Annotated in this window: 21 protein-coding genes and 3 tRNA genes; 8 read left to right on the top strand and 16 right to left on the bottom strand. The window is 61.4% G+C overall.

The features are described from left to right. Positions 1 to 31: 31 nt before the first annotated feature. The 4 genes from argC to earP form a co-directional block, all read right to left on the bottom strand. A complete protein-coding gene (gene argC / locus AACO21_RS04830) occupies positions 32 to 982 on the bottom strand; it encodes an N-acetyl-gamma-glutamyl-phosphate reductase (protein WP_346191361.1) in 951 nt (316 codons plus the stop codon). A gap of 99 nt (positions 983 to 1,081) precedes the next feature. Further along, positions 1,082 to 1,309: a DUF2798 domain-containing protein gene (locus AACO21_RS04825; protein WP_346191360.1), complete on the bottom strand. Its 228-nt coding sequence runs from the start codon at positions 1,307 to 1,309 to the stop codon at positions 1,082 to 1,084. Between the two features lie 82 nt (positions 1,310 to 1,391). Further along, positions 1,392 to 1,949 (bottom strand): elongation factor P, encoded by a 558-nt coding sequence (efp, locus tag AACO21_RS04820; RefSeq protein WP_346191358.1) that lies wholly within the window; start codon positions 1,947 to 1,949, stop codon positions 1,392 to 1,394. Between the two features lie 38 nt (positions 1,950 to 1,987). Then, a complete protein-coding gene (gene earP, locus AACO21_RS04815; RefSeq protein ID WP_346191357.1) occupies positions 1,988 to 3,055 on the bottom strand; it encodes an elongation factor P maturation arginine rhamnosyltransferase EarP in 1,068 nt (355 codons plus the stop codon). A 26-nt stretch (positions 3,056 to 3,081) separates the two neighbouring features. On the opposite strand from earP, the gene AACO21_RS04810 reads away from it, so the two are divergent. From AACO21_RS04810 to AACO21_RS04785, 6 genes are all read left to right on the top strand, one after another. After that, on the top strand, positions 3,082 to 3,747 hold the full coding sequence (locus AACO21_RS04810; RefSeq protein WP_346191356.1) for a uracil-DNA glycosylase: 666 nt from the start codon (positions 3,082 to 3,084) through the stop codon (positions 3,745 to 3,747). A 25-nt stretch (positions 3,748 to 3,772) separates the two neighbouring features. Next, positions 3,773 to 5,581 carry an excinuclease ABC subunit UvrC gene (uvrC, locus tag AACO21_RS04805; protein WP_346191355.1) on the top strand — a complete coding sequence of 603 codons (1,809 nt, stop codon included), beginning with the start codon at positions 3,773 to 3,775 and terminating at the stop codon, positions 5,579 to 5,581. 4 nt (positions 5,582 to 5,585) lie between these two features. Then, positions 5,586 to 6,164 carry a CDP-diacylglycerol--glycerol-3-phosphate 3-phosphatidyltransferase gene (gene pgsA, locus AACO21_RS04800; RefSeq protein ID WP_346191354.1) on the top strand — a complete coding sequence of 193 codons (579 nt, stop codon included), beginning with the start codon at positions 5,586 to 5,588 and terminating at the stop codon, positions 6,162 to 6,164. A gap of 54 nt (positions 6,165 to 6,218) precedes the next feature. Then, positions 6,219 to 6,294 (top strand) — tRNA-Gly (locus tag AACO21_RS04795). A 58-nt stretch (positions 6,295 to 6,352) separates the two neighbouring features. Continuing rightward, positions 6,353 to 6,426, top strand: a tRNA-Cys gene (locus tag AACO21_RS04790). 7 nt (positions 6,427 to 6,433) lie between these two features. Beyond that, positions 6,434 to 6,509: transfer RNA gene (locus tag AACO21_RS04785), tRNA-Gly, on the top strand. Positions 6,510 to 6,565: 56 nt separating this feature from the next. On the opposite strand, the gene AACO21_RS04780 is transcribed toward AACO21_RS04785, so the two are convergent. The 12 genes from AACO21_RS04780 to nosZ all read right to left on the bottom strand — a co-directional run bounded on the left by AACO21_RS04780 (position 6,566) and on the right by nosZ (position 20,841). Beyond that, positions 6,566 to 9,994, bottom strand: coding sequence for a PAS domain S-box protein (locus tag AACO21_RS04780; RefSeq protein WP_346191353.1), 3,429 nt, complete (start codon positions 9,992 to 9,994; stop codon positions 6,566 to 6,568). A gap of 265 nt (positions 9,995 to 10,259) precedes the next feature. Next, positions 10,260 to 10,763 (bottom strand): TlpA disulfide reductase family protein, encoded by a 504-nt coding sequence (locus AACO21_RS04775; protein WP_346191352.1) that lies wholly within the window; start codon positions 10,761 to 10,763, stop codon positions 10,260 to 10,262. Next, complete coding sequence (locus AACO21_RS04770) at positions 10,760 to 11,587, bottom strand: ABC transporter permease subunit (protein WP_346191351.1); 828 nt, start codon at positions 11,585 to 11,587, stop codon at positions 10,760 to 10,762. Before AACO21_RS04770 ends, AACO21_RS04775 begins: the two co-directional genes overlap by 4 nt. Further along, positions 11,588 to 12,073 (bottom strand): hypothetical protein, encoded by a 486-nt coding sequence (locus tag AACO21_RS04765; RefSeq protein WP_346191350.1) that lies wholly within the window; start codon positions 12,071 to 12,073, stop codon positions 11,588 to 11,590. Position 12,074: 1 nt separating this feature from the next. Beyond that, positions 12,075 to 12,926, bottom strand: a complete 852-nt coding sequence (locus AACO21_RS04760) for an ABC transporter ATP-binding protein (protein ID WP_346191349.1) — start codon at positions 12,924 to 12,926, stop codon at positions 12,075 to 12,077. A 129-nt stretch (positions 12,927 to 13,055) separates the two neighbouring features. Further along, positions 13,056 to 14,021 carry a NapH/MauN family ferredoxin-type protein gene (locus tag AACO21_RS04755; protein ID WP_346191348.1) on the bottom strand — a complete coding sequence of 322 codons (966 nt, stop codon included), beginning with the start codon at positions 14,019 to 14,021 and terminating at the stop codon, positions 13,056 to 13,058. After that, on the bottom strand, positions 14,018 to 14,881 hold the full coding sequence (locus tag AACO21_RS04750; protein ID WP_346191347.1) for a 4Fe-4S dicluster domain-containing protein: 864 nt from the start codon (positions 14,879 to 14,881) through the stop codon (positions 14,018 to 14,020). The genes AACO21_RS04755 and AACO21_RS04750 overlap by 4 nt, the downstream gene beginning before the upstream one ends. Then, entirely contained in the window at positions 14,878 to 16,224 is a 1,347-nt protein-coding gene (gene nosD / locus AACO21_RS04745; RefSeq protein WP_346191346.1) for a nitrous oxide reductase family maturation protein NosD, read from the bottom strand. The genes AACO21_RS04750 and nosD overlap by 4 nt, the downstream gene beginning before the upstream one ends. A gap of 3 nt (positions 16,225 to 16,227) precedes the next feature. Next, positions 16,228 to 17,202, bottom strand: a complete 975-nt coding sequence (locus tag AACO21_RS04740) for a hypothetical protein (protein WP_346191345.1) — start codon at positions 17,200 to 17,202, stop codon at positions 16,228 to 16,230. A 120-nt stretch (positions 17,203 to 17,322) separates the two neighbouring features. Continuing rightward, positions 17,323 to 18,048 (bottom strand): c-type cytochrome, encoded by a 726-nt coding sequence (locus tag AACO21_RS04735; protein WP_346191344.1) that lies wholly within the window; start codon positions 18,046 to 18,048, stop codon positions 17,323 to 17,325. A gap of 113 nt (positions 18,049 to 18,161) precedes the next feature. Then, on the bottom strand, positions 18,162 to 18,470 hold the full coding sequence (locus tag AACO21_RS04730; RefSeq protein WP_346191343.1) for a c-type cytochrome: 309 nt from the start codon (positions 18,468 to 18,470) through the stop codon (positions 18,162 to 18,164). Between the two features lie 88 nt (positions 18,471 to 18,558). Next, the gene (gene nosZ / locus AACO21_RS04725) at positions 18,559 to 20,841 is read right to left on the bottom strand and encodes a Sec-dependent nitrous-oxide reductase (RefSeq protein WP_346191342.1); all 2,283 of its coding nucleotides are present in this window, start codon (positions 20,839 to 20,841) and stop codon (positions 18,559 to 18,561) included. Positions 20,842 to 21,036: 195 nt separating this feature from the next. Between nosZ and AACO21_RS04720 the strand changes: the two genes are divergently transcribed. Both AACO21_RS04720 and AACO21_RS04715 read left to right on the top strand, forming a co-directional pair. Next, complete coding sequence (locus tag AACO21_RS04720) at positions 21,037 to 21,504, top strand: hypothetical protein (RefSeq protein ID WP_346191341.1); 468 nt, start codon at positions 21,037 to 21,039, stop codon at positions 21,502 to 21,504. A 1-nt stretch (position 21,505) separates the two neighbouring features. Then, positions 21,506 to 22,105, top strand: coding sequence for an SCO family protein (locus AACO21_RS04715; protein ID WP_346191340.1), 600 nt, complete (start codon positions 21,506 to 21,508; stop codon positions 22,103 to 22,105). The last annotated feature ends 4 nt before the right edge of the window (positions 22,106 to 22,109 follow it).

Genomic DNA, 22,109 nt, shown 5'->3' with positions numbered 1-22,109 from the left:
GGGGCGTGGCGCATCGGATGGCGTCCGGGGCTCAGATCAGGCCGAGGGTTTCCTCAACGCCAAGATGCACGTTCATGGCCTGTACGGCGGCGCCGGAGGCACCCTTGCCGAGGTTGTCGAGGCGGGCGACGATGAGCATGCGCTCCTCGGTGCCGAAGACGAACAGGTCGACGCGATTGGTGTCGTTATTGGCTTCGACATTGAAGAAGCCGCCTTCGGTGCTGCTGGCCAGATCGAAGGGGGCGACACGGATGAAGGTCTCGCCGGCGTAGTAATCGGCCAGGATCTGCTGCACGTCGGCCGGGCTGACCTTGCGCGTGAATTGTTGCGGGTGCAGGTAGGCGGTGACGGCGAGGCCCTTGTAGAAGGGGCCGACGATGGGCTGGAAGATCGGGGCGACGGTCAACCCGGTGTAGGCACACATTTCCGGCAGGTGCTTGTGGGCCAGGCCGAGGGCGTAGGGGCGCGGTGCCTTGAGTTGGGTCGCGCTGGTGCTGGCGGCCTGATAGTCGGCGATCATCGATTTGCCGCCGCCGGAATAGCCGGTGATGGAATTGGCCGCAATTTGCGTGTCGACCGCCAGCAAGCCGCTGGCGACCAGTGGACGCAGGCCGAGGATGAAGGCGGTGGCGTGGCAGCCCGGGTTGGCGATGCGCTTGGCGGCGCGGATTTTCTCGCGCTGATCCTTGGCCAGTTCCGGCAGGCCGAAGGTCCAGGCCGGATTGACGCGATGCGCCGTCGAGGCATCGATGATGCAGGTGTTCGGGTTGTCGACCAGGCTGACCGATTCCTTGGCCGCTTCGTCCGGCAGGCACAGGAAAGTGACATCGGATTCGTTGATCAGGCGCTTGCGCTCGGCCAGGTCCTTGCGCTTGTCGCTGTCGATCTTCAGGAGTTCGATATCGCTGCGCTGGGCCAGGTATTCATTGATCTGCAGGCCGGTCGTGCCTTCCTGCCCGTCGACGAAAACTGTGTAGGTCATGGTGAATCCGGTGGGTGGGTTTGAGTAAACCTGAATTTTGGCAGAAAAATGTTTCAGTGATGAAACGTGTCGCAGGCCGGCTGCAGATTATTTGCCGGATCAGGCGCGGGTCAGCCAATTCACGAGGCGGCGAACACGGGGAGCGACGACCAGAACGGTCGGCAAGGCAATCGGCCAGGTGGACAGGAAACTCTTCAGCCAGCGTGACAGGAAGTCGGGTGTCAGGCCCTGGTTGATCAGCAGGACAGCCGCAGACACCACGCTGACCATGATGCCCGAGAGCATGGTGCCGAAAAGCAGGTTGGCGTATTTCGGGTCAAAGCGCATGGAGGCTCCTGAGGGGCGGAGGGGAGGGGCGGAAAGCAAAACGGGCAGCCAGGCTGCCCGTTTTTGTCTGCGTCGCGGCGAATTACTTGCTGCGGCTGCGGTATTCGTCGGTACGGGTGTCGATTTCGATCTTGTCGCCAATGCTGACGAAGGCCGGCACCGGCAGTTCGAAACCGGTGGAAATCTTGGCCGGCTTCATGACCTTGCCCGAGGTGTCGCCCTTGACGGCCGGCTCGGTGTAAATGACTTCACGCACGACGCTGGTCGGCAGTTCGACGGAGATGGCCTTGCCGTTGTAGAACACGACTTCGCACGGCATGTCGGCTTCCAGGTACTTCAGTGCGTCGACCATGTTTTCGGCTTCGACTTCGTACTGGTTGTACTCGGCGTCCATGAAGACGTACATCGGGTCGGCGAAGTAGGAGTAGGTCACTTCCTTCTTGTCCAGGATGACGACTTCGAACTTGTCGTCGGCCTTGTAGATGGCTTCGGACGGGTTGCCGCTCAACAGGTTCTTGAGCTTCATCTTGACGACGGCAGCGTTGCGGCCGGACTTGTTGTATTCGGTCTTCTGAACCACGAGCGGCTCGGTGCCGACCATGATCACGTTACCGGAGCGGAGTTCCTGAGCGGTCTTCATGTGGGAATATCCAAAAGCTGAGAAAGAAAAACGTTCAATTATACCCTTGGTGCGCAAAAATTGACGAGGCGGGTGGCGAGATCGGGCTGTGCCGCCTGCGCTTTTGCCCAGGCTGTTGCATGCGTGCTGAATGCGGGCAGGTTTTCCAGGTAGGCGCGCAGCGGCGTGCGCAGATCGCCCTGGTCGTTCCAGGCGTGATGCAGGTCGATCAGGCAGGCGGCCGCCGCCTCGGGCAGGGGGCGCGTGTACTGCGTCAGAAAGGCGTCGAGCTTGTCGAGGTGCGCGTTGTCATCCTGCTTGTAGATGTGCCAGACAAAAGGGCGACCGGCCCACTGGGCGCGGACAAAGGAGTCTTCGCCTCGGATGAAGTTGAGGTCGCAGTTTTGCAGCAGCGTGTCGTAGGCGTCGAGCGGCAGGAAAGGCAGCGGCAGCAGCGTGAGTTGGCCGACTTGCCACGGACCTTCTCCGCGCAGGTGGGCGCGGACGGCGGCCAGGGGTTTGCCCGGCGGCACGTGGCAGCGGATCGGTCCGGGCGCGTCGGCCAGGGTGGCGATCAGGGCCGCCATGGGCGCCGTCTCGTAGCAAAACAGGCTCATTTCGAGCGTTGACCGTCGGGGCCGGGGTGGGGCGATCGGGAGCGCCGCTTCACGCAAGAGTCCGCCGGTCGACGGCGTGAAACCGGGGAAAAAGAAATGCTTGACCAGCGGCAGGCTGGGGTGGGGCGAGGCCATGCCGTGGCAGGACTCGGCCCAGCTTTCCGCGGTCAGGTATTCGAGGTTGATCCAGCGCGGCGGCTGCGCCCTGGCTGCCATGGCGGCCAGATAGGCGGGCGGCAGGTCGCAGGCAAAGGCTTCGATGACCACATCGGCGGCGCGGTCGAAGGTGCTGTCGGCCCGCCAGTGACGAATGTCCACGCCCGCCTGCTGTTGCTGATCCAGGCTGGGATCGGTTTCCGGCAGGAGCGGGCGGAGGCTGTTCAGGTCGTCGACCCAGAGGCGTACGCGCAGGCCGTGCTCGCCGGCGAGTTGCCGGGCGAGCCGCCAGCAGACGCCGATGTCGCCGTAGTTGTCGATGACGCGGCAGAAGAGGTCCCAGGTAGGCTGCATGGGGCGCCATGCTACCATCGCGCCCCATGACTGCCCCGAATTCACCGACCGCTTTTTCCGATCCCACCACCTGTACGGATTGTCCGCGCCTGGCTGAGCACCTGGCCATGATCCGGCGCCGCGATCCTGACTGGCACGCCCTACCGGTGCCGGCATTCGGCAGCCTGGATGCGCGCTTGCTGGTGGTTGGCCTGGGGCCCGGCGAAAAAGGGGCGAACCGCACCGGTCGGCCCTTTACGGGCGACGTGGCGGGCGAGCTGCTCTATCCCGCCTTGCACCGCTTTGGTTTCGCCAGTGCATCCGAGCCCCTGGGGGCGGACAAGTGGGCCAATCCGGCGATGACGCTCAGCGATTGCCGGATCACCAATGCCGTGCGTTGCCTGCCGCCGGCCAACAAGCCGACGCCGGCCGAAATTCGCCAGTGCAACGGCCATCTGGCGCGCGAACTGGCCGCGATGTCGCACCTGCAAGTGATCGTGGTGCTCGGTGCGATTGCGCATCAGGCGGTGCTGAAGGCACTGGGGCTCAAGGTCAAGGATTACGCATTCGGCCACAACATCGTGCATCGCCTGCCGGATGGCCGCCATCTGGTCGCCAGCTACCACTGCAGCGGCTATAACTGGCGGACCGGCCGCCTGACTCGCGAGAGTTTCGAAGCGGTGTTTGCCGGTGTGGTGGATTTGCTGGCCTGAGGGCGGTCGACCGTCGGAATCCGCCATGTTTGACGCCAAGGCCTTTCTTGCCACGCTGACCGAGTTGCCCGGCGTCTATCGCATGCTGGGTGAGGATGGCAGCGTGCTCTACGTGGGCAAGGCCAAAAACCTCAAGAAGCGGGTCAGCTCCTACTTCCGGGAAAACCTGCCGAGCCCGCGCATCGCGCACATGGTGGGCCAGATCGCGCACATCGAGACGACGGCGACGCGTACCGAGGCCGAGGCGCTGCTTCTTGAAAACAACCTGATCAAGTCGCTGGCGCCGCGTTACAACATCCTCTTTCGCGACGACAAGTCTTACCCCTACATCGTGCTGACGCGCGGCGATTACCCGAAACTGGGCTTCTTTCGCGGCAATCCGGATCGTCGGGCGGATTATTTCGGCCCCTATCCTTCTTCATGGGCGGTGCGCGACAGCATGCATCTGTTGCAGAAGATGTTCCGCCTGCGCACCTGCGAGGACACGGTGTTCGCCAATCGCTCGCGGCCCTGCCTGCTCTATCAGATCAAGCGTTGCAGCGGCCCGTGTGTCGATTTGATCACGCCCGCGGATTACGCGGCGGATGTGCAACTGGCCGCCATGTTCCTGCTCGGCAAGCAGCAGGAAGTGATCCGCCGCCTGACTGCTTCGATGGAGGCGGCCTCGGCCAGCCTTGCCTTCGAGCAGGCGGCGGTGTTTCGCGATCAGATCCAGTCCCTGCATCAGGTGCAGGAAAAACAGTTTGTCTCCAGCAGCAAGGGCGAAGATGTCGATGTCGTCGTCGCCCTGCGCGAGAGCGGGCAAGTCTGCGTCAATCTGGCGATGGTGCGTGGCGGGCGTCATCTGGGCGATCGTCCCTTGTTTCCGAGCAATGCCGGCGAGTCGACCGCCGGCGATGCGCTGAGTGCCTTCCTGCGCCAGCATTACGCCCAGCATCCGGCCCCAGCGCGCCTGCTGGTATCGCCCGCGCCCAGCGAAGACGAGGCCGGTGAGACCGAAGCCATGCTGGCCGAACTGGCCGGGCGTCCCGTGCCGGTGTTCGAGGCGCGCTCGCAGTTGCACAAGGCCTGGGTCGAGATGGCGTTGCAGAACGCCCGTCTGGCCATCCTTGCGCGCAACCAGGCCTCGGCCCAGCAGACCCAGCGCCTGGCTGCCCTGCAAGCCGCATTGGGGCTCGCGGAGCCGGTCGACCGTATTGAATGCTTCGATATCAGCCATACGCAGGGTGAGGCGACGCAGGCGTCCTGCGTGGTGTATCACGGCGGCGGCATGAAGCGCTCGGATTACCGGCGCTTCAATATCCGCGACATCACGCCGGGTGACGACTATGCCGCGATGCGGCAGGCTGTCAGCCGACGCTACGACGCCCTGGCCGGCGGCGAGGGCGTGGCGCCCGACCTGATTCTGATCGACGGCGGCAAGGGGCAGGTCGCTTCCGCGTTTGCCGCGCTTGAAGAGCTTGGCTTGAGCCATCTGCCCATGCTCGGCGTGGCCAAGGGAGAAGGGCGCAAGCCCGGGCTCGAAACGCTGGTTTTCCCAGATGGGCGCGAGCCGCTACAATTGTCACCGGAACATCCGGCCCTGCTCCTGATCCAGGAAATCCGCGATGAGGCTCACCGTTTTGCCATCACCGGCCAGCGCGCCCGGCTTGGCAAGGCGCGCAAGACCTCGACGCTGGAATCCCTGCCGGGTGTCGGGGCGGTCAAGCGCAAGGCGCTGGTGGCCCGCTTTGGCGGGTTGGCCGGGGTCAAGGCGGCGACCATCGAGCAATTGATGGATGTTCCCGGGATCGGCCGCGACTTGGCCGAAAAGATTCACGCTGCCTTGCATTGAGTTCATGCCTTTCAATCTGCCCATCCTGCTGACCTGGCTGCGCATCGTCGCCATTCCGCTGCTCATTGCGGTGTACTACCTGCCGGCAGCCTGGGCGACGCCCCTCGAGCGCGACCTGTTTGCCACCGTGCTCTTCATGGCGGCTGGCTTCACGGATTGGGCGGATGGCTATCTGGCCCGGCGCTGGAACCAGACCTCGGCCTTCGGCGCATTTCTGGACCCGGTGGCCGACAAGCTGATGGTCGCTGCTGCCCTGATCGTGCTGGTGCAGTTGGGGCGGACAGACGCCATCATCGCGATGATCATCATCGGGCGGGAGATCACGATTTCCGCGCTGCGCGAATGGATGGCCAAGATCGGTGCCTCGAAGAGCGTGGCGGTCTCCATGCTGGGCAAGGTCAAGACGGCGGCGCAAATGGTCGCCATTCCCATGTTGCTCTACTACCAGCCGCTGTGGGGGATGGATATGGCGCAGCTGGGCGGGGGATTGATCTGGGTGGCTGCCTTGTTGACCCTGTGGTCCATGGGCTACTACCTGCGCATGGCCTGGCCCGAGATTGCCCGTCGCAGCGCAGAAAAGTGAAGATGGGGTGTTGACAAGATTTAGGGCTCGTCTATAATGCGCGCTCTGTTCGACGCGGGAGTAGCTCAGTTGGTAGAGCGCAACCTTGCCAAGGTTGAGGTCGCGAGTTCGAGACTCGTCTCCCGCTCCAGGTTTTCTGGGGCTTGATCGGCAGATCAGGTTTCATGTAGTACGCAAGATCAAGGTACGGCGCGATAGCAAAGCGGTTATGCACCGGATTGCAAATCCGTGTAGGTCGGTTCGACTCCGGCTCGCGCCTCCAAAGTTTTGCGGGAGTAGCTCAGTTGGTAGAGCGCAACCTTGCCAAGGTTGAGGTCGCGAGTTCGAGACTCGTCTCCCGCTCCAAGTTAAAAAGGGAAAGCACAGTGTGCTTTCCCTTTTTGCTTTTCAGCCCGCCTGATTCAGCGTTTTTCGTCCAGCCAGGCCAGCAGGCGGGCAAAGAGATGCTGCGGATCGACCGGTTTGCTGATGAAATCATCCATCCCCGCATTCAGGCAACGCTGTTTGTCTTCATCGAACGCGTTGGCGGTCATGGCCACAATCGGCGTATGCGCATGCTGCGGCAGGTGGCGGATGGCCTGCGCGGCTTCCAGTCCGTTCAGTCGCGGCATTTGCAGATCGAGCAGAATCAGGTCGTATGCGCTACGTGCAGCTTTCAATACCGCCTGTTCGCCATCTTCAGCCAGATCGGTGCTGAGTCCGGCTTCATTCAGCAGTGTGGTGATGACCTCCTGATTGATCGGCTCGTCTTCTGCGACCAGGATATGTTTGCCTGTACAGGCCTGGCGCAGACGGTGTTCGGGCGCGATGCTGCTCGGCTGCTCGCACACGGTGCCCAGACGTGCCTTGTCGAACCGGGCTGTGAAGGAAAACTGACTGCCTTGACCGGGGGTGCTGTGGATGGCGATGTCGCCCCCCATCATGCTGACCAGACGGCGACTGATCGCCAGGCCCAGTCCTGCTCCGCCATAACGTCGGGCCATCGAGTTGTCGAGTTGCTCGAATGCGTTGAACAGCCGACTCTGTTCTCCTTTTGGGATGCCGATTCCGCTGTCGCGCACCGTGAAAAAGGCGCAGATATTGTGTGCGGTTTCCGACTCCAGGCTGACATCCAGTTTGATGAATCCCGTCTGGGTGAATTTGATGGCGTTACCGAGCAGGTTGATCAGGACTTGCCCCAGCCGTAGCGGATCACCTTCAAGCAGCTGTTCGGCAAGTCGTGGATCAAGGCGGCTTTCGAAGCGCAGCCCTTTGTCACGGGCGTTCTGGGCCAGCATGCTGCAACTGCGATCCACCACGTCACCAATCCTGAAAGGCTTGGTTTCCAGTTCAAATTTTTCCGACTCGATCTTGGCAATATCGAGGATGTCCGAGATCACCTCCAGCAGATGCTGCGAGGCCTGCGCACTTTTGTGCAGGTAATCCATCTGGCGGGTATCGGTCGCGCGGCGCAGGGCCAGTTCGTTCATGCCCATGATGGCGTTGAGCGGTGTCCGCAATTCATGGCTCATGTTGGCCAGGAAGGCACTCTTGGCGCGGGAAGCCGCTTCGGCGGCGTCGCGGGCGCGAATCAGGTCGCCGCTGCGTTCCTTGAGTAGGTCTTCCAGATGCTGACGATGCCGTTCCAGTTCTGCCGCATCCTGCTTGCGTTCCGTGATGTCGTCGTGGATGAGCACGCAGTGGGTGATTTCCCCGTCACGTTCGCGGATCGGCGCAATATGCACCCGCATGCAACGGCGTTGTTCATCCTTGCGTCGGTAATCCAGTTCGCCACACCAGACCTCTCCTTGTCGCAGACAGGCTTCGATGCCTTGGCTCAGATTATCCGGATTGAGGCCTTCGCCAAAGCGTCTGGCCGGCTTGCCGATGATTTCGTTGGCGGCGTAACCGGTTAAATCCATGAAAGCCTGATTGGCGTATTCGATGAGCCCGCCCGGGTCGGTAATCAGGATACCGTTCGGATTCTGGGCAACCGCTTCCGAGAGTTTGCGAACATTGCCTTCGGCGGCCTCCAGTTCGGAAAGGTCCAGATCCATGCAGTAGAGCAGGGCGGGCTGGCCGGGGGCGGCAACCTTGGTGTGGCTGGAAAATACCGGAATCCGATGCCCGTTTTTGTGCATCAGGAGCAGTCGACCGGAGGGAATCCGATGGTTGTTTTCAAACATCTCCCGAACGTCCCGCTCGACCATGGGACGGATTTCCGGCGGAATGATCAGGTCGTACAGACGCCCCCCGATGGCTTCCGCTTCGCTGTATCCGTAGAGGGCGGTGCTTGCCTTGTTCCAGTAGCGCACCGTGCCGTCGGAAGCGTAGCCCTGGATCGCGAGTGATTCCGCATCATCGAAGAGCTTTCGGAAACGCAGTTCGCTGGCCTGGAGCGCGGCTTCGGCCTCAACGCGTTCGGTGATGTCCGTGATGATGGAAAACAGGGCGGGTTCGCGTTCATCTTCGATGCGGGAGGCGCGGACCTCCACCGTCCGGATTTGCCCGTCCGCCAATCGATGAGGAAAAACAAAAAAATCCCGTTCCGCTTGGCGTGCAGATTGAATGGCCTGATCGACATCGCTGCTCGGGAGAATATTGATGTCCCGGATATTCATCCTGGACAAGGTCCCGATCGAATAGCCATAGAAGCGTGCGGCAGCCTGATTGGCTTCGAGAATGTTGCCGCTGGCGGCGCCAATCAGGAGCATCACCGAGGTATGTTGGTCGAACATCGCCCGCAGTTGCTCGGCCTGACGGCGCAAGGCGTGTTCATTGCTGCGTTGTTCCGTGATGTCGTGGATGGCGGTGACGCGGATGACCTTGTCGTCGTGGGTAAAACTCTGCCCGTGGGCTTCGACCAGAATGGCCTTGCCGTCGCTGCGCAGCATCTGACATTCCATCCGGCTGTCTTCTCCGCGTGCAAGTCGCTCGATGACGCGTTCACGACAGTCCGGTGCGAGGGTGTCGGCAATCGGGCGTCCGATCAACTGCGCCCGCGTGTAGCCGAGCAGGTCGCAGAGTTGTGCATTCACATCCGTGTAACGTCCTGCCTCCGAGACGGCAACACCATCAAAGCTGCCATTGGCTAGCGTACGGTAACGCCGTTCGGATTCGCTCAGCGCCGCTTCGAGGGCGCAGGTGGCCGAAATATCGCGGGCAATGCCGAACAACCCGATGATCACGCCATGCGGGTCGTGGATCGGATATTTGCGATTGTCGACCCAGCCGGCGCGGCCTGCCCGGTCGATGGTCCGTTGCTGTTCGCGGGCGACGGCTTCGCCGGCGAAGACAGCCTGTTCAAGGCGATAGTAATGATCGGCATAGTCTTCCGGAAAAACATCGTAATCGGTCAGGCCAATCAGGTCTGACCAATGATCGTAACCCGGCGTCAGTTCCGTCAGACGTTGGCTGGCGGCCGTGAACACGTGGTTGCGATCCTTCACATAGATGTAGTCGTCCGAGTTTTCGAGCATGGCCACGAAAAAATCCGGCAGCTCAGGCCCGGTGGCCGCCAGTTGTCGTACATCCTGCAGTACGACGAGACGCGTATTGCCCTCAGCCCGGATGCTGACGCGCAGGCAACGGATTTTCTGGTCCTGATGGCGAAAGCGCAGTGTCAGGGGGGCATGGCCGGATGTCTCCGGCTGATCGAGGTGTTTTTCCCAGGGCTGGCGGTCGTCGGCATGCAGGCAATCGTGCAGCGTCAGATCCCCCTCAAGAAAGTACCGGGGGGCATAGCCCAGCAAGGCCTCGATGCCTGGATCGAGGTGACTCAGGCGATGTGTTGGGGCGTTTTCAAACCGGAGATGGACGTCCGCCAGGGTGGCCGGGGCATGCTGGTTCATGGGTAAGCCTCTCGGAAGTGGGCCTCGGCAATCTGGAGGAAAGGGCATCAAGACCCTTGGTCAGTTTAGTCCAAAATCATAAAAATGACATTAGGTTGATGCCTTGGTTAGCATGCCTGGGTAGCCGTAGCGGGAAGGTTGGGGGTGCGACAGGCCGTGACATCGGCTGACTGCCCAATGCCTTGTATGGCCATGCCAGTGCACGTTTCCTGATTGTGCTGCCCCCTATTTGCGCTCGCGTAGCGGCGGGGGGCTTGTGCCGAATTTAGCGGGCGAGCAGAGCCTCGAGATGGGCGTCGAGATCGGCTTTGCGCACGAGTCCCATTTTTTGCCCGATCACCTGACCGTGGCGGTCGATGAACAAGGTGTACGGCAGGCCACCCTTGCTGTTGCCGAGGGCTTGCATCAGGGGAATGCCTTTGTCTTTGGCGACAAAAACCGGGTAGTCCATGTCGTAGGCCTTGGCGAATTCCTTGGCCGGTTCGGCCTTGTCCTCAAGACCGATGCCGAGGACTTCCAGTTTGCCTTTGTGGGCCTGGCGGACTTTGATCAGTTCGGGAATTTCTGCTCGGCAGGGGCCACACCAGCGGGCCCAGAAATTCACGATCAGGGGCTTGCCCTTGTAACGCGCCAGCGCTACCGGTTTGTCGTCGAGATCGTTGAGTGTGCTGGCGAACAGCGGATCGGAGCTGATCTGCTGGGCGACGGTCAACGTCGAAAAAACGGTCAAAACGACGGCGCTGGCGAAGCGGGCAAAAGGCTGAATCAAGGCAGGTCACCCCGGCGGAACAGAACGTACCCGATGGTAGCACTGAGCAGGCCGAGTACAGCTGGATACACCAGGGCGAAGACGCGATACCCGGCGGCACCGAAGGTATCCAGAATGACGTAAGCCGAGGGCCCGAGCACGATCAGCTGCGGGTCGAACAGGGCGAGGGCGGCGGTCCGGAAGACCTGCAGCGGATTGGCCAGGGCGATGCCGACGGCCACTTCGGGCGTCACCTTACCCTGGATCATTACGCCGAGCAGGATCAGATCCAGAAACAGCAGCAGGGTGAGCCAGACCAGGAAGGCGGCACCTTGGGCCATGTCGGTGCTGCGGGCGACGGCGGAGATGAGCATGCCGATACCCAGAAAGCAGAGGGCCATCACGGCGAGCAGGCCGGTGTAATAGCCGAACATGCCCCACGGCACTTCGATGTCCTGAATGCTGGCCCAGCCGACGGCGCCGAGCATGGCGAGGAAAACCGGCGCAAAAACGACAATGTAGCGACCGACAATCTTGCCCCAGAACCAGGCACCGAGGCCGACCGGCAGCGACAGCAGGTATTCGAAGACACCGGCTTCGCGGTCGCCGGCCACCGAGCGGACCGTGGTGATGAGCACGAAGATCGGCAGGATGGCCATGGTCAGCTGGATGTAGGTGACCAGCAGGCGAGACAGGCCGATGAAGCCGAGCACGCGCGATTCGGTCAGGCCGAACAGGAAGAGCAGGGCGACGATGCCGCCAAAGACCAGGGTGTAGATCTGGAACCAGCGGGCGCGCATGGATTCGACGATGTCGAGCTTGGCGGTGAGCCACAGTTGCTTCATTTACTTTCCTTTGGCCAGCACGTGCTGGCGCATGCTTGTGAAATCGAGGCTGCCCATTTCCGGATAGGCGACGGCCCCGAAGTTGTAACCCATGGGCGAGGTGCGCGTGACGAACTGGGCGCGGCGCGGGTCGAGCCAGGTGATCTCCTGACCGTTGTTGCGGCTGTCGGCCACCCACATCCGGGTCTCCGGTGCATCCGCCCAGGCGTGCGTATCACGGTGTTCCTTGATCCAGAAGGTCATGCAGCCGATATCGTCAAACGTGAAGGCTTCCTGCTTCGGGCCACCGCGCAGCTGGACGACAAAGCGCCGGTCGGAAATGACCATGCGGCAGCGCGGACAGACATCGCGATCCAGATGGAAGGCGGCCATGCCCTCCGGCAAGCCGGATTTTCCGCAGGCAGAGAGGAGGGCGGCCAGCGGCGTCAGTGCGAGGCCTGTGGCGCTGATTTGGCGCAGAAAATGGCGACGGGCCGGCTGGCACATCTCAGGCTTCCTGCATCGAGATGTCGGCCACCAGCGCAATGTAGCGGGCCACCATGCCGTGGAAGCGCAGGCGATCCGGTCCGGCGATCTCGCCTTCCCAGACCAGCCCGTCCGCCGAGCGGCTGAACTGCCAGGCTTCGATGGCCTTGGTGAAGGCCGGCTCTTCGCGCTTGATCACGATACGGCAGGCAATTTGCCCGGACAGTGAGACATCGTCGGCGACGCGGTCGTCGAGGACCACCTGGCCCATGTCCATTTCGATGACGCGATTGACCAGCGCCGAGACCTCGTCCAGCCGGTGGCTGGAAATGATCATGGTGACGTTCTCCTGACGCTCGGCGAGCAGGTCGAAGAAAATCTTGCGCGCTTCCGGATCGAGGTTGGCTGCCGGTTCATCCATGATCAGCACCTGCGCATCGCGGCCGAGGGCAATGGCGATCAGGAGCTTTTGCTTCATGCCGCCGGAGAGGCGGACGAACTGGCGGGTCAGGATGCTCGCCACGTCGAGGCCGAGGCGCTCGGCGATGGCGTGGATGCGGGCCGGATCGGTCCCGCACAGCGAGGCGGAAAAGTCGATCAGCTGGCCGACCGGCATTTTGAGCGGTGGCGGCAATTGCGGCACAAAGCCGATCTTGCCCAATACTTCGGTGCGATGCTCGCGCGGATCAAGCCCGGCAATGCGAACCTCGCCATCATGTGTGTATTCACCGAGCAGGCAGCGGATCAGTGTGGTTTTGCCGGCACCGTTGGAGCCGATCAGGGCGACCCGCTCGCCGATCCCGATCTCGAGATCGATCCCGTTGAGTACACGGGCTTTGCGGAAGGTCTTGGCAATGTTTTTGAACTGGATCATGACTGCCGATTATAGGGAGGCGGTTTTACGCAACGTTGAATCTCGATCAAAAAAACAGCACGCCGTACCGGTCAGCCGGTGCGGCGTGCGTGGGCGCGAGATAGGGCGAGGCGGCCCGAGGTGACTCGATCAGAGCAGTTTGGAGAGACCTTTGACCTCGTAGGTCAAGGCGCCCGTCGGGCAGGTGTCGATACACAGGCCGCAGCGCGTGCAATCCGGACCGAGCCCCATGTTTTCCTCGCTCGCCCGGCCCTTGATCGTGACATCCAGCACATGCGGCACGAGGCAGACCTTGCGGCAGTCACCCTCGTGGAAGCAGTGCTCGACCTTGTACGTCACCTGCATCGGTGAAATGGCGCCGACCACACCGTAAGTCAGGCCGATCGGGCAGACGTAGCGGCACCAGGCGCGGCGCGACCAGACGACTTCAAAGGCCAGCAGCAGAAAAACCCAGCCTAGCGCCAGACCCGGGCCGTAAATCAGGGCGCGGGACAGGATGCCGGTCGGCGACAGGGTTTCAAAGACGGTGTAGCCGGTGACGATGGACATCAGACCGAAGAGGAGCCAGAAGGCCGTCCGCGTACCGCGGTGGAATTCATGGTCGGTCACCCACTTTTTCTCGACCAGCTTCAGATGCAGCTTTTCGGTCCATTCCGAGAGCAGGTGATAGGGGCAGACCCAGGAGCAGAAGGAGCGGCCACCGAGCAGCACCCAGAGCAGGAACACCGTGAAGGTGCCGATGAAGAGGTTTACGATGATGTGCTTGTGCGCCAGCATGACCTGCAGGGCTGAATTGAGGTCAATCAGGTGGAAACCGACGAAGCGGGAGGCCGTGAGCGAGCCTTCCAGCATCTGAATGTCCAGCCAGAAACTGAGCACAAACAGCAGGTTGACCGCCGCCAGCACTGCCCAGCGGCGGTTGCGCCATTTGTGGCTGACCGCGTGGTGGGCGCGGGCGTGCAGTTTTTCCTTGATGTAGCGATCTTTGTCCTGATATTTCAGCACCATGATCTGCTGGACGGCAGGATTCACCTGGGCGGGCTTTTTCGGGGCGGCCCCCAGCATGCCCATGAACAGTTCGGTAAAGCGGCTCATCGTGCGGCTTCCTTCCAGACGGCCTGGGCATCGACCACGATGGCCGCCGGTTCGGCCGGGCAGACCATTTCGCAGACGCCGCAGCCGACGCAGGGCTCCAGCACGACCGGGGTCATGCGCGTGCTGCCATCCTCGGCCTTGAGCGGACGGAGCTCGATGGCGCCTTTGACCGGACATTCGCGGACACAGAGGTCGCAGAGCGGGAGATCGTAGGGGTGATCGTTGACCGGGATCGGTTTCCAGCGGTCGACGTCCATATAACGCAGTTTTCCGTGGAAATTGCCTGTCCGGGCGGTCCCTTTGAGGCCTTTCCCCTGGACGGCGAGGCAGGCTGCCGGTTCGGCCAGGCGGGCGACGCCGATGCGCTCCTTGAGGTTCAGGGTTGGCTCGGCATCTTTTTCCTTGGCTTTCAGGATGGGCGCGGCAGCCAGCGGGGCTCCGTCACGGATGCCGAGGAAATCCGGCTTGTGATAGGTCAGGGCACCGGTCGGGCAGGCCAGGATGCATTGCACGGCATCGCAGGAAAAATCGCAGGCCTGCTGGCGTGCATCGATGTAGGGGACGCCAACGCCAAAGCCGTCGGTCAGGTCGGCGAGCTTGATGGCCTGCACGGGGCAGACCTGGACGCACTGGCCGCATTTGATGCAGGAAGACAGAAAGTCGGCTTCATTGAGCGCGCCAGGGGGGCGCAGGCGATGCTGGCGGGCGTTGGCCACCGGCAGGTAGCCGAGCATCGAGATGCCGACCATGCCGACGGTCAACCCGACCGATTGCAGGAATTTCCGGCGGGCTTTCTGGCGCTTCTCGATCGAGGTGCCCGGCTTTTTGGCCGGTTTGGGTGTTGATTCGGTGTCGCTCATGACATGCCTCCCTGGACGGGTTTGGCAAAACGCGGTTTTTCATCGACCAGGATCTGGTCCGGGGCGGAGAAGGGGGCCAGACGCTCCAGAAAATCGAGCAGTTCCATGACCGGCGAGCTGCGGAAAAAGCGGGCGACCGGCATTTCCATCCAGATCTGGTCGGCGTAGGCCATCAGTTCGTGTTTCTGGTCGCCAATGCCGTCCTTGTTACGGTCAAAGCCGAGGTAATCGTCCCAGAAGTTGCCTTCCCAGAAATTCTTGGCTGCCGAACCGCTGCGCCCGCCATAGGCGACCTGGGTGAGATTGCCCTCGAAAATGTTGTCGACCATCCGGTTGCCGCCCACTTCGCTGTTGAACAGGATGCCGATCCCGTTGAAGGCAAAGCGGTTATGCCGGATCTCGACGGTCGAGTCCGGCTGGAAGGGCGAGAGGTCGGAGCCGATGCCGATGGCGCAATAGACGATCTCGTTGCCTTCCACGATGGTGCCGGACGATTCCTTGAAACCGATCCCCATGCCCGCGGCGCCGGTGGCGTGCGAAATCACGTTGTTGCGGGCCGCGCCGCCTTCGGTGTACATGAAGTAGACACCGACTGCGTTGTCGTAGAAGCGGTTGCCTTCCACGATGTTCTCGTTGGCGAACATGAAGTGGATGGAATAGCGGCTGCGCTTGCCGAGGTTGTTGCGGAAGGTGTTGCGGTGGGAGTACCAGGCCACCATGTCGCGCGAGTCGATGATTTCGTTCTGCTCGATCAGGTTGTCATGGCTGTACCAGAGGCGGAGGCCGTCGCCGCGCACGCCCAGTTCGCGGTCCTTGGAGCGCACGCTGTTGCCGCGCAGGACGCTGTGGTTGGTTTGCTTGAGGTCGATGCCAAAGAGGCAATTGTCGAGCTTCAGGTTTTCCAGCGTGTTGTGGTTGCCCCGGACATCCAGGCAGGAGTCGTCCGTATCGTGCGAGTCGCCCGAGCCGGTGAGGTGCAGGCCACGCAGGGTGGTGTGGTCGGCATTGACGACCATGACCGTGCCTTTGTCGCCGGCATCGATCGTGACCTGGCCGCCACCTTCGATGGTCAGCGGCTTGTCGATGCTGACCGGGCCGGCATAGGCGCCGGGGGGCGGACGCAGGACCGAACCGGCCGGTGCCTTGTCCACCAGTTCCTGAAAGGGTTTCAGACCATGCACGCGGGGGGCGCGCTCATGCAGCATGTATTGGGGCTTCGGGCGATCCACGTCGGCGCGGGCCCCCATGCCGGCCGGCACCTGCTGTTCGCTCTTGCCGACCGTGATGACGGAAAGCAGGGCGGTTGCCAGGAGCAAGCCGGCCAGTGGTCTGAGCACCGCCATGACTTACTCCGCCTGGCCGTCACGCAGTTGCTTGCGACGCAGCAGCAGGGCGAGCATCAGGCAGGCAAAGATGATCAGCAGGAGGCCGTAGCCCCAGTACGGGTAGGAGAAGGTCGAGAACTGCGCCACCTTGCCCTCACCGAATACGGTGGGCATGAACGGCTTGACCGTGAAGGCGCCCCACGGGTGGAGGTTGTGACCGAAGAACCAGAGCCAGCCGGCGTAGGTGATGACAAAGAAAACGGGCAGCAAGGCCGGGACCAGCGCGAGGACGAGCTGGAAATTGCGAATCTTGGCAACGCCGGCAATCACAATGCCCATGGCTGCGATCAAACCGATGATGACCAGCATGGATACCTGTCGAACGTTGTCGCCCCAGATCTTGATCTTTTCCGGCTCCTTGAAGAAAGCACCGGCTTCCTGCATGTAGTGCTGGACGTGGCTTTCAAGATGGCCGAGCACGAATTGATCGACCACCATCCAGACGGCGACGGCAGCGAAGCCGGCGGTCAACGTGGCCAGACGGGCTTTTTTCGCGGTCATGGCGAAGGCCACCATCATCACGGCGAAGAAACCGAAGAAGAACTTGGCCAGCGGTTTTTCGACCGGTGCGCCGGTGGCGATCGGGAACATGCCGACGTAGTGGTTGATGGTGTTCATTTCATGAACGCAATCCAGACCTTCGGCCCCCTTGTCCACGTTTTTCTGGGCGTCGAGGATGGGGTTGTAGCGTTCGTCGTCGTGAGCGAGGTCCTTCTGGATGATCTCATTGGCCATCCGGGTGCCTTTGCCTGCAGCTTTACAGCCGTTATAGACGCCATCAAAGTGGAAATGGATGCGAATCCCGTCCGGGAAAGCATCCGCAGGGTAGTTCGGGGCGGTCAGGGATACCCACCAGATCGGCGCGAAATAGGCGGCGATCAGGCAGATCAGGGAAATCAGGGTCAGGCCGCTGATCAGCTTGTTCTCTTTATTCATGATGCTGCTCTCTGTTTTTTTGTTACGTCCAGACGACTTCTGGGAGGGTTATCCGGCGGGAGATGATGACCATGCGGTCGCCGGATAACCCGATGCTGCTCAATGTCGGTATGACACCGTTTACTTCTTCTTGGCCGCCTTCGGCTTGCACATGCTGCCCGGCATGACGAGGCTGGACTGGTAGGCGGAGATGGCGATCAGCTGGTCATTGGTGTACGGCTTGATGACCTTGACCATGTCCGGATTGGCATTGCGGCGGTGACCGTCGCGAATTTCGGTCATCTGACGCAGCAGGTACTTGTAGTGCTGGCCGGCGATCACCGGGTAGAACTTGTCCTTCTGGCCTTCACCGTTCTTGCCGTGGCATTCCAGGCACTGCTTTTCATACAGCTCCTTGCCCTGCTGGATCTTGATGGCGGCGTCGGCACCTTCATACTTGCCGTGCTCGACCGGGATGCACAGGCTTTCGATGTAGGCGGCGGCATCGGCCAGTTCCTGCGGATCGGTCAGGGTGGCGGCAAACGGGTACATGGTCGGGTTGTCGCGCGTGCCGGCACGGATGTCGGCCATCTGCTTGATCAGTACGGTAGTGTGCTGGCCGGCGAGCTGCGGGAAGGTGCCGTCCGGACGTCCGGCGCCGGAGGGCAGGTGGCAGGCGCCGCAGACTTCATAGGCTTCCTCGCCCCGCTTCTTGTCGCCCTTGAGCTTCAGTGCCTCGGATTTTTCACCGCCCTCAGCATTCCATTTGTAACCTTTGGATTCGATCCCGTCGGCATGCGGTGCCGGGGGGCCCGCAAAGGCGATGCCGGCGCTCATCAGGCCGACCAGCAGAAGTGATGCTTTCATGTTCGCTTTCCTTTGAACGATGGTGTATCGGAACACCGTGCGCAGATTGTTTCATTACGCATATCAGTGTTCCTTGATATGGGTCATAAGCCCCGGTTGGTGGGGCGTTTCACTTATTTCAGCGTGGACAGATAGACGGCCAGCGCCTTGATTTCTTCGTCGTTCACCAACTCCATGACGCCCTTCATGGCAGCAGTCTGGCCGTTGTTACGGGCGCCGCTCTTGATGTCCTTCATCTGCTGTTCTGCGTAGGCGGCGTTCTGGCCCGCGACCTTCGGGAAGGCCGGGGTCAGGGTCTTCTTGCCGTCCTTGCCATGGCAGGACCAGCAGGTTTTTTCCTGGTAAAGGGTGGCGCCGTCCGGTGCGGCGATGGCCGGTGCAGCAATCACAGCGGCGGCGAGCAGAGACATTACATATTTCATGGTTTTTCCCTCCTGAATGTGAATCGGGGAGCAGATTGACTCTGCTCCCCGATGATTGCCTTAAGTCAGATCAAGACTGTCGGGCGATTTACTTGACCTTCTTGGCGCCGTTCTGCTCAAGGTAGGTCTTGGCACGCAGACCGAGGTCGGCTGCCTTGACCTGGTATTGCCAGACTTGCTCAGCCCACAGGTTGGCCTGTTCCCAGTCCTTCTTGGCGGCTGCGGCTTCGTGCTTGGCCTTGGCGTCCTTGATCTTGCCCAGCTGGTCGGTGGCGTCATCCACCATGTTCACCACATCCGGGAAGTCCTTGAAGTTGACGCTGGTGATGTAACCGACGACGGAGTCGATGACGGCCTGGGTATCGGCAACTTTCTTCAGCGTGGTCTTGTAGTCCGCTTCGGTGTAGTTGGCCTTGGCCATTTCGGTCTTGGTCGGTTTCCAGCCCTTCGGCTTGACGAGCAGGTAACCCATCATTTCAAGGTGCAGGGCAGAGCAGAATTCCGTGCAGTAGTACGGATAGACGCCTTCCTTGTCTGCCTTGAACTTGACGGTCACGGTCTTGCCCGGTTCGACGGAGGCATGCACGTTGTAAGTCGAGACGGTGAAGCCGTGGGTTTCATCCTGAGCACGTTCGAGGTTGGTCAGGTGGACGGTGATTTCGTCGCCCACTTCCGCCTCGATGGTTTCCGGCGTGATGTGCGAACGGATCAGGGTGCCCTTGACCTCGATCTTGTTGCCCTTCTTGGTGGTGACTTCTTCACCGGCACGGACGGCGCCCGGGTGCGGCTTGTCCGTACGGGAATCGGTACCGACCTTGTAGCGGACGCCCGGCTTCAGCTTGGTGGCGTCGATGGCGACGGCGTAGTGCGGCTCGCCCAGCGGCAGCGGCATGTCGTACAACAGTTGCATCTTGTCGTTCGAGATGTCGATCAGCTGGTGGTTCTGCGGGTGCAGCGGGCCAACCGGGACGAAGCGGTCGATGGCCAGCTTGTTCAGCGCGACCAGGTAACGGCCCTTCGGATCGGCGGAGTCGCCTTCCATGGCCATCAGATGGCCGATGTTGTAGTGGACGGAAATCTTGTCCACGACCTTGCCTTCACAGTAGTTCCACTTGGCGACCTGGGAATCGACGTACAGCGAGGTGTAGGCGATACAGGACTTGGAGTCGTACTGGGTGTGCAAGGGGCCGAGGCCGAGCTGAACCTGCTTGTCCAGCGCATCCTTGAGGCCGATGACCGGCACGCCGTACGGGTCCTTGGATTCAAACTTGCCGGACTTGGCTGCGGCCTGAATCTTTTCGAAGGAGTAGACGGAGGTGTGCGTATCCAGCTTGCCGGAAACGATGATGAACTTGCCGTCCGGGGTCACGTCCACGCCGTGCGGGGACTTCGGTTCCGGCACCAGGAAGAGCACGCCTTCCTTGGCGGCGACGTCCAGCGGCAGGACCTTGTGGCCGTTGACGACCTTGGCCTTGCCGGCCTTGACCAGTTCTTCGGCTTTCTTCCAGTTGATCACGTGCAGATAGTCGGTGTCCTTGGCGGAACAACCGGCTTCGTACGGCGGACGGCCTTTTTCGATACCGCCAACGTAACGCTCGGAGCAGAAGGAGTTGGTGAAGGACCAGCCATCGGACGGGCCTTTACCGGCATCGGAGAGATCCTGCCAGTACGGGGGGGCTTCGACGGAGAAGGATTCCTTCGGATTGAGGCGGCCTTCCTTGCGGTCGAACTTCCAGTAGGTGATACCGCCGCGGTACTTCTCGTTCATCTCTTCCAGCGGGACGAACTTCTTGTTTTCCAGCGGGGCCGGGTACTGGGCGGCTTCGATCACGTATTCGGTGTTCGGCGTGACGAAGGCACCACCGTGTTCCGACTTGTAGATCGGGTTGACCACGATCTGCTTGGTTTCGAAGTCGCGCAGGTCGATCACGGCCAGGCGCGGGTTGGCCTTGTCGTTGATGAACAGGAACTGACCGTCATACTTGCCCTGGGTTTCGGAAATGGCCGGGTGGTGCGTGTCACCCCAGGTGATTTCCTTGCCGTCGATCTTGCCTTGGTTGAGCACGGCACGCGAGTTCTCGTCGTAGCCATAACCCTGCCAGGGTTCCGGCGTGAAGACGCCGATGTACTTCAGGATGCGCATGGACGGGATGCCATACACAATGATCTGGCCAGACTGACCACCCGAGCTGAAGACCACGAATTCATCGCGCTTGCCGGTCGGCACGTAGGTCTTGGCGGCAGCGAGCAGATCCTGCTGGCTGAGGCCGCGACGCTTCATGACGTCCTGCAGCGATTCGGCGGACATGGCCGAGGCGGCCAGGCCGGCTGCGATGAGCAGGGCGCTGGTTTTCACTGCGAAATGCTTCATTTGAACACTCCCATATGGTTAGAAGCGGATACTTCCTTTCCCCCATTGCCGCAGTCTTTTGATGCATGGCTGCGACAATTTGCCGCACACTGTATTCCGCATGGGTTGTGAAAGAATTGATGTTTGTTAATTTCGTCTGGCCGGGATGGGCGAAAATGCGACTTTCGTGTTTTCCCGGTATTGCTGCCGTTTTTCGTGAATAAAAAACTTCTGACCGACTTGATCGGTGGCCTGCTGATCGCCTTGATCGTGGTCGTCGGCTACAAACTTTCGCCCATGCTTTTGCCGAAGGCCGATGTGACGGTCATGCCGGATCCCGGATGCTCGTTGCATCGGGGTGCGTGCAAGGCCAGCCTGCAGGACGGTGGCAGCATCGAGTTGAGCAGCAGTGTGCAGCCGATTCCCATGGTCAAGCCGTTTAAGGTGCAAGTGCTTCTGCAGGGCATTGCGGCGCAGCGGGTGGCCGTGGATTTTGCCGGGATCGGCATGAGCATGGGCCTGAATCGGCCTGAACTCGTGAGTCAGGGCAATGGGCGCTATGTTGCGGAAGTGAGTTTGCCGGTCTGCATTACCGGCGAGATGGACTGGCAGGCCACCGTGCTGGTCGAAACGGCCACGGCCAGCATCGCCGTGCCTTATCGTTTCTCCGGTGGAGGTCACTGACATGTCAGAACGCGTGCTGGCCGTGATTGCGGCCCTCCTGGCTGCGCTGGTGCTGGGGCTGGCCCTGTTCTGGCACCCCGCGCCGCCGGAGCGTCCTCTGCCCGTTGCCGCAGGCCCCGCCGGTGGTGCCTTTACCGTGCAGTCTGCAGACGGCCCGATATCGCTGGATGATTTCCGGGGCAAGGTCGTGCTGCTGTATTTCGGCTATACCTATTGCCCGGACATTTGTCCGACTTCCCTGATGTCGACCGCCGCCGGCCTGAAACTGCTGTCCGATGAAGAGCGTCAGCAGGTGCGGACGCTCTTCATCTCGGTCGATCCGGAACGGGATACCCCGGCCCGACTGAAGGAATATGCCGCCTTTTTCGACCCGGGCATCCTGGGTGCGACGGCCTCACCGGAAACCCTGGCCGATGTGGCCAAGCGTTATGGTGTGTTTTATGCCCGCCAGCCCGCCGATGCCGGCAGCGGCTACGTAGTTGATCACACCTCCGAAACTCTGGTGGTGGCGCCGAATGGCAAGCTGGTTGGCCGGATTCCGCATGCGGCAGCACCGGAGGTGGTGGTCGCTGAAATCCGCAAATTATTGATTCACCCCTGAAGGA

The organism is Dechloromonas sp. ZS-1 (assembly GCF_039649255.1).
In the GTDB taxonomy this organism is placed as follows: Bacteria; Pseudomonadota; Gammaproteobacteria; order Burkholderiales; family Rhodocyclaceae; genus Azonexus.
This window is presented reverse-complemented; position numbering and strand designations above follow the sequence as displayed.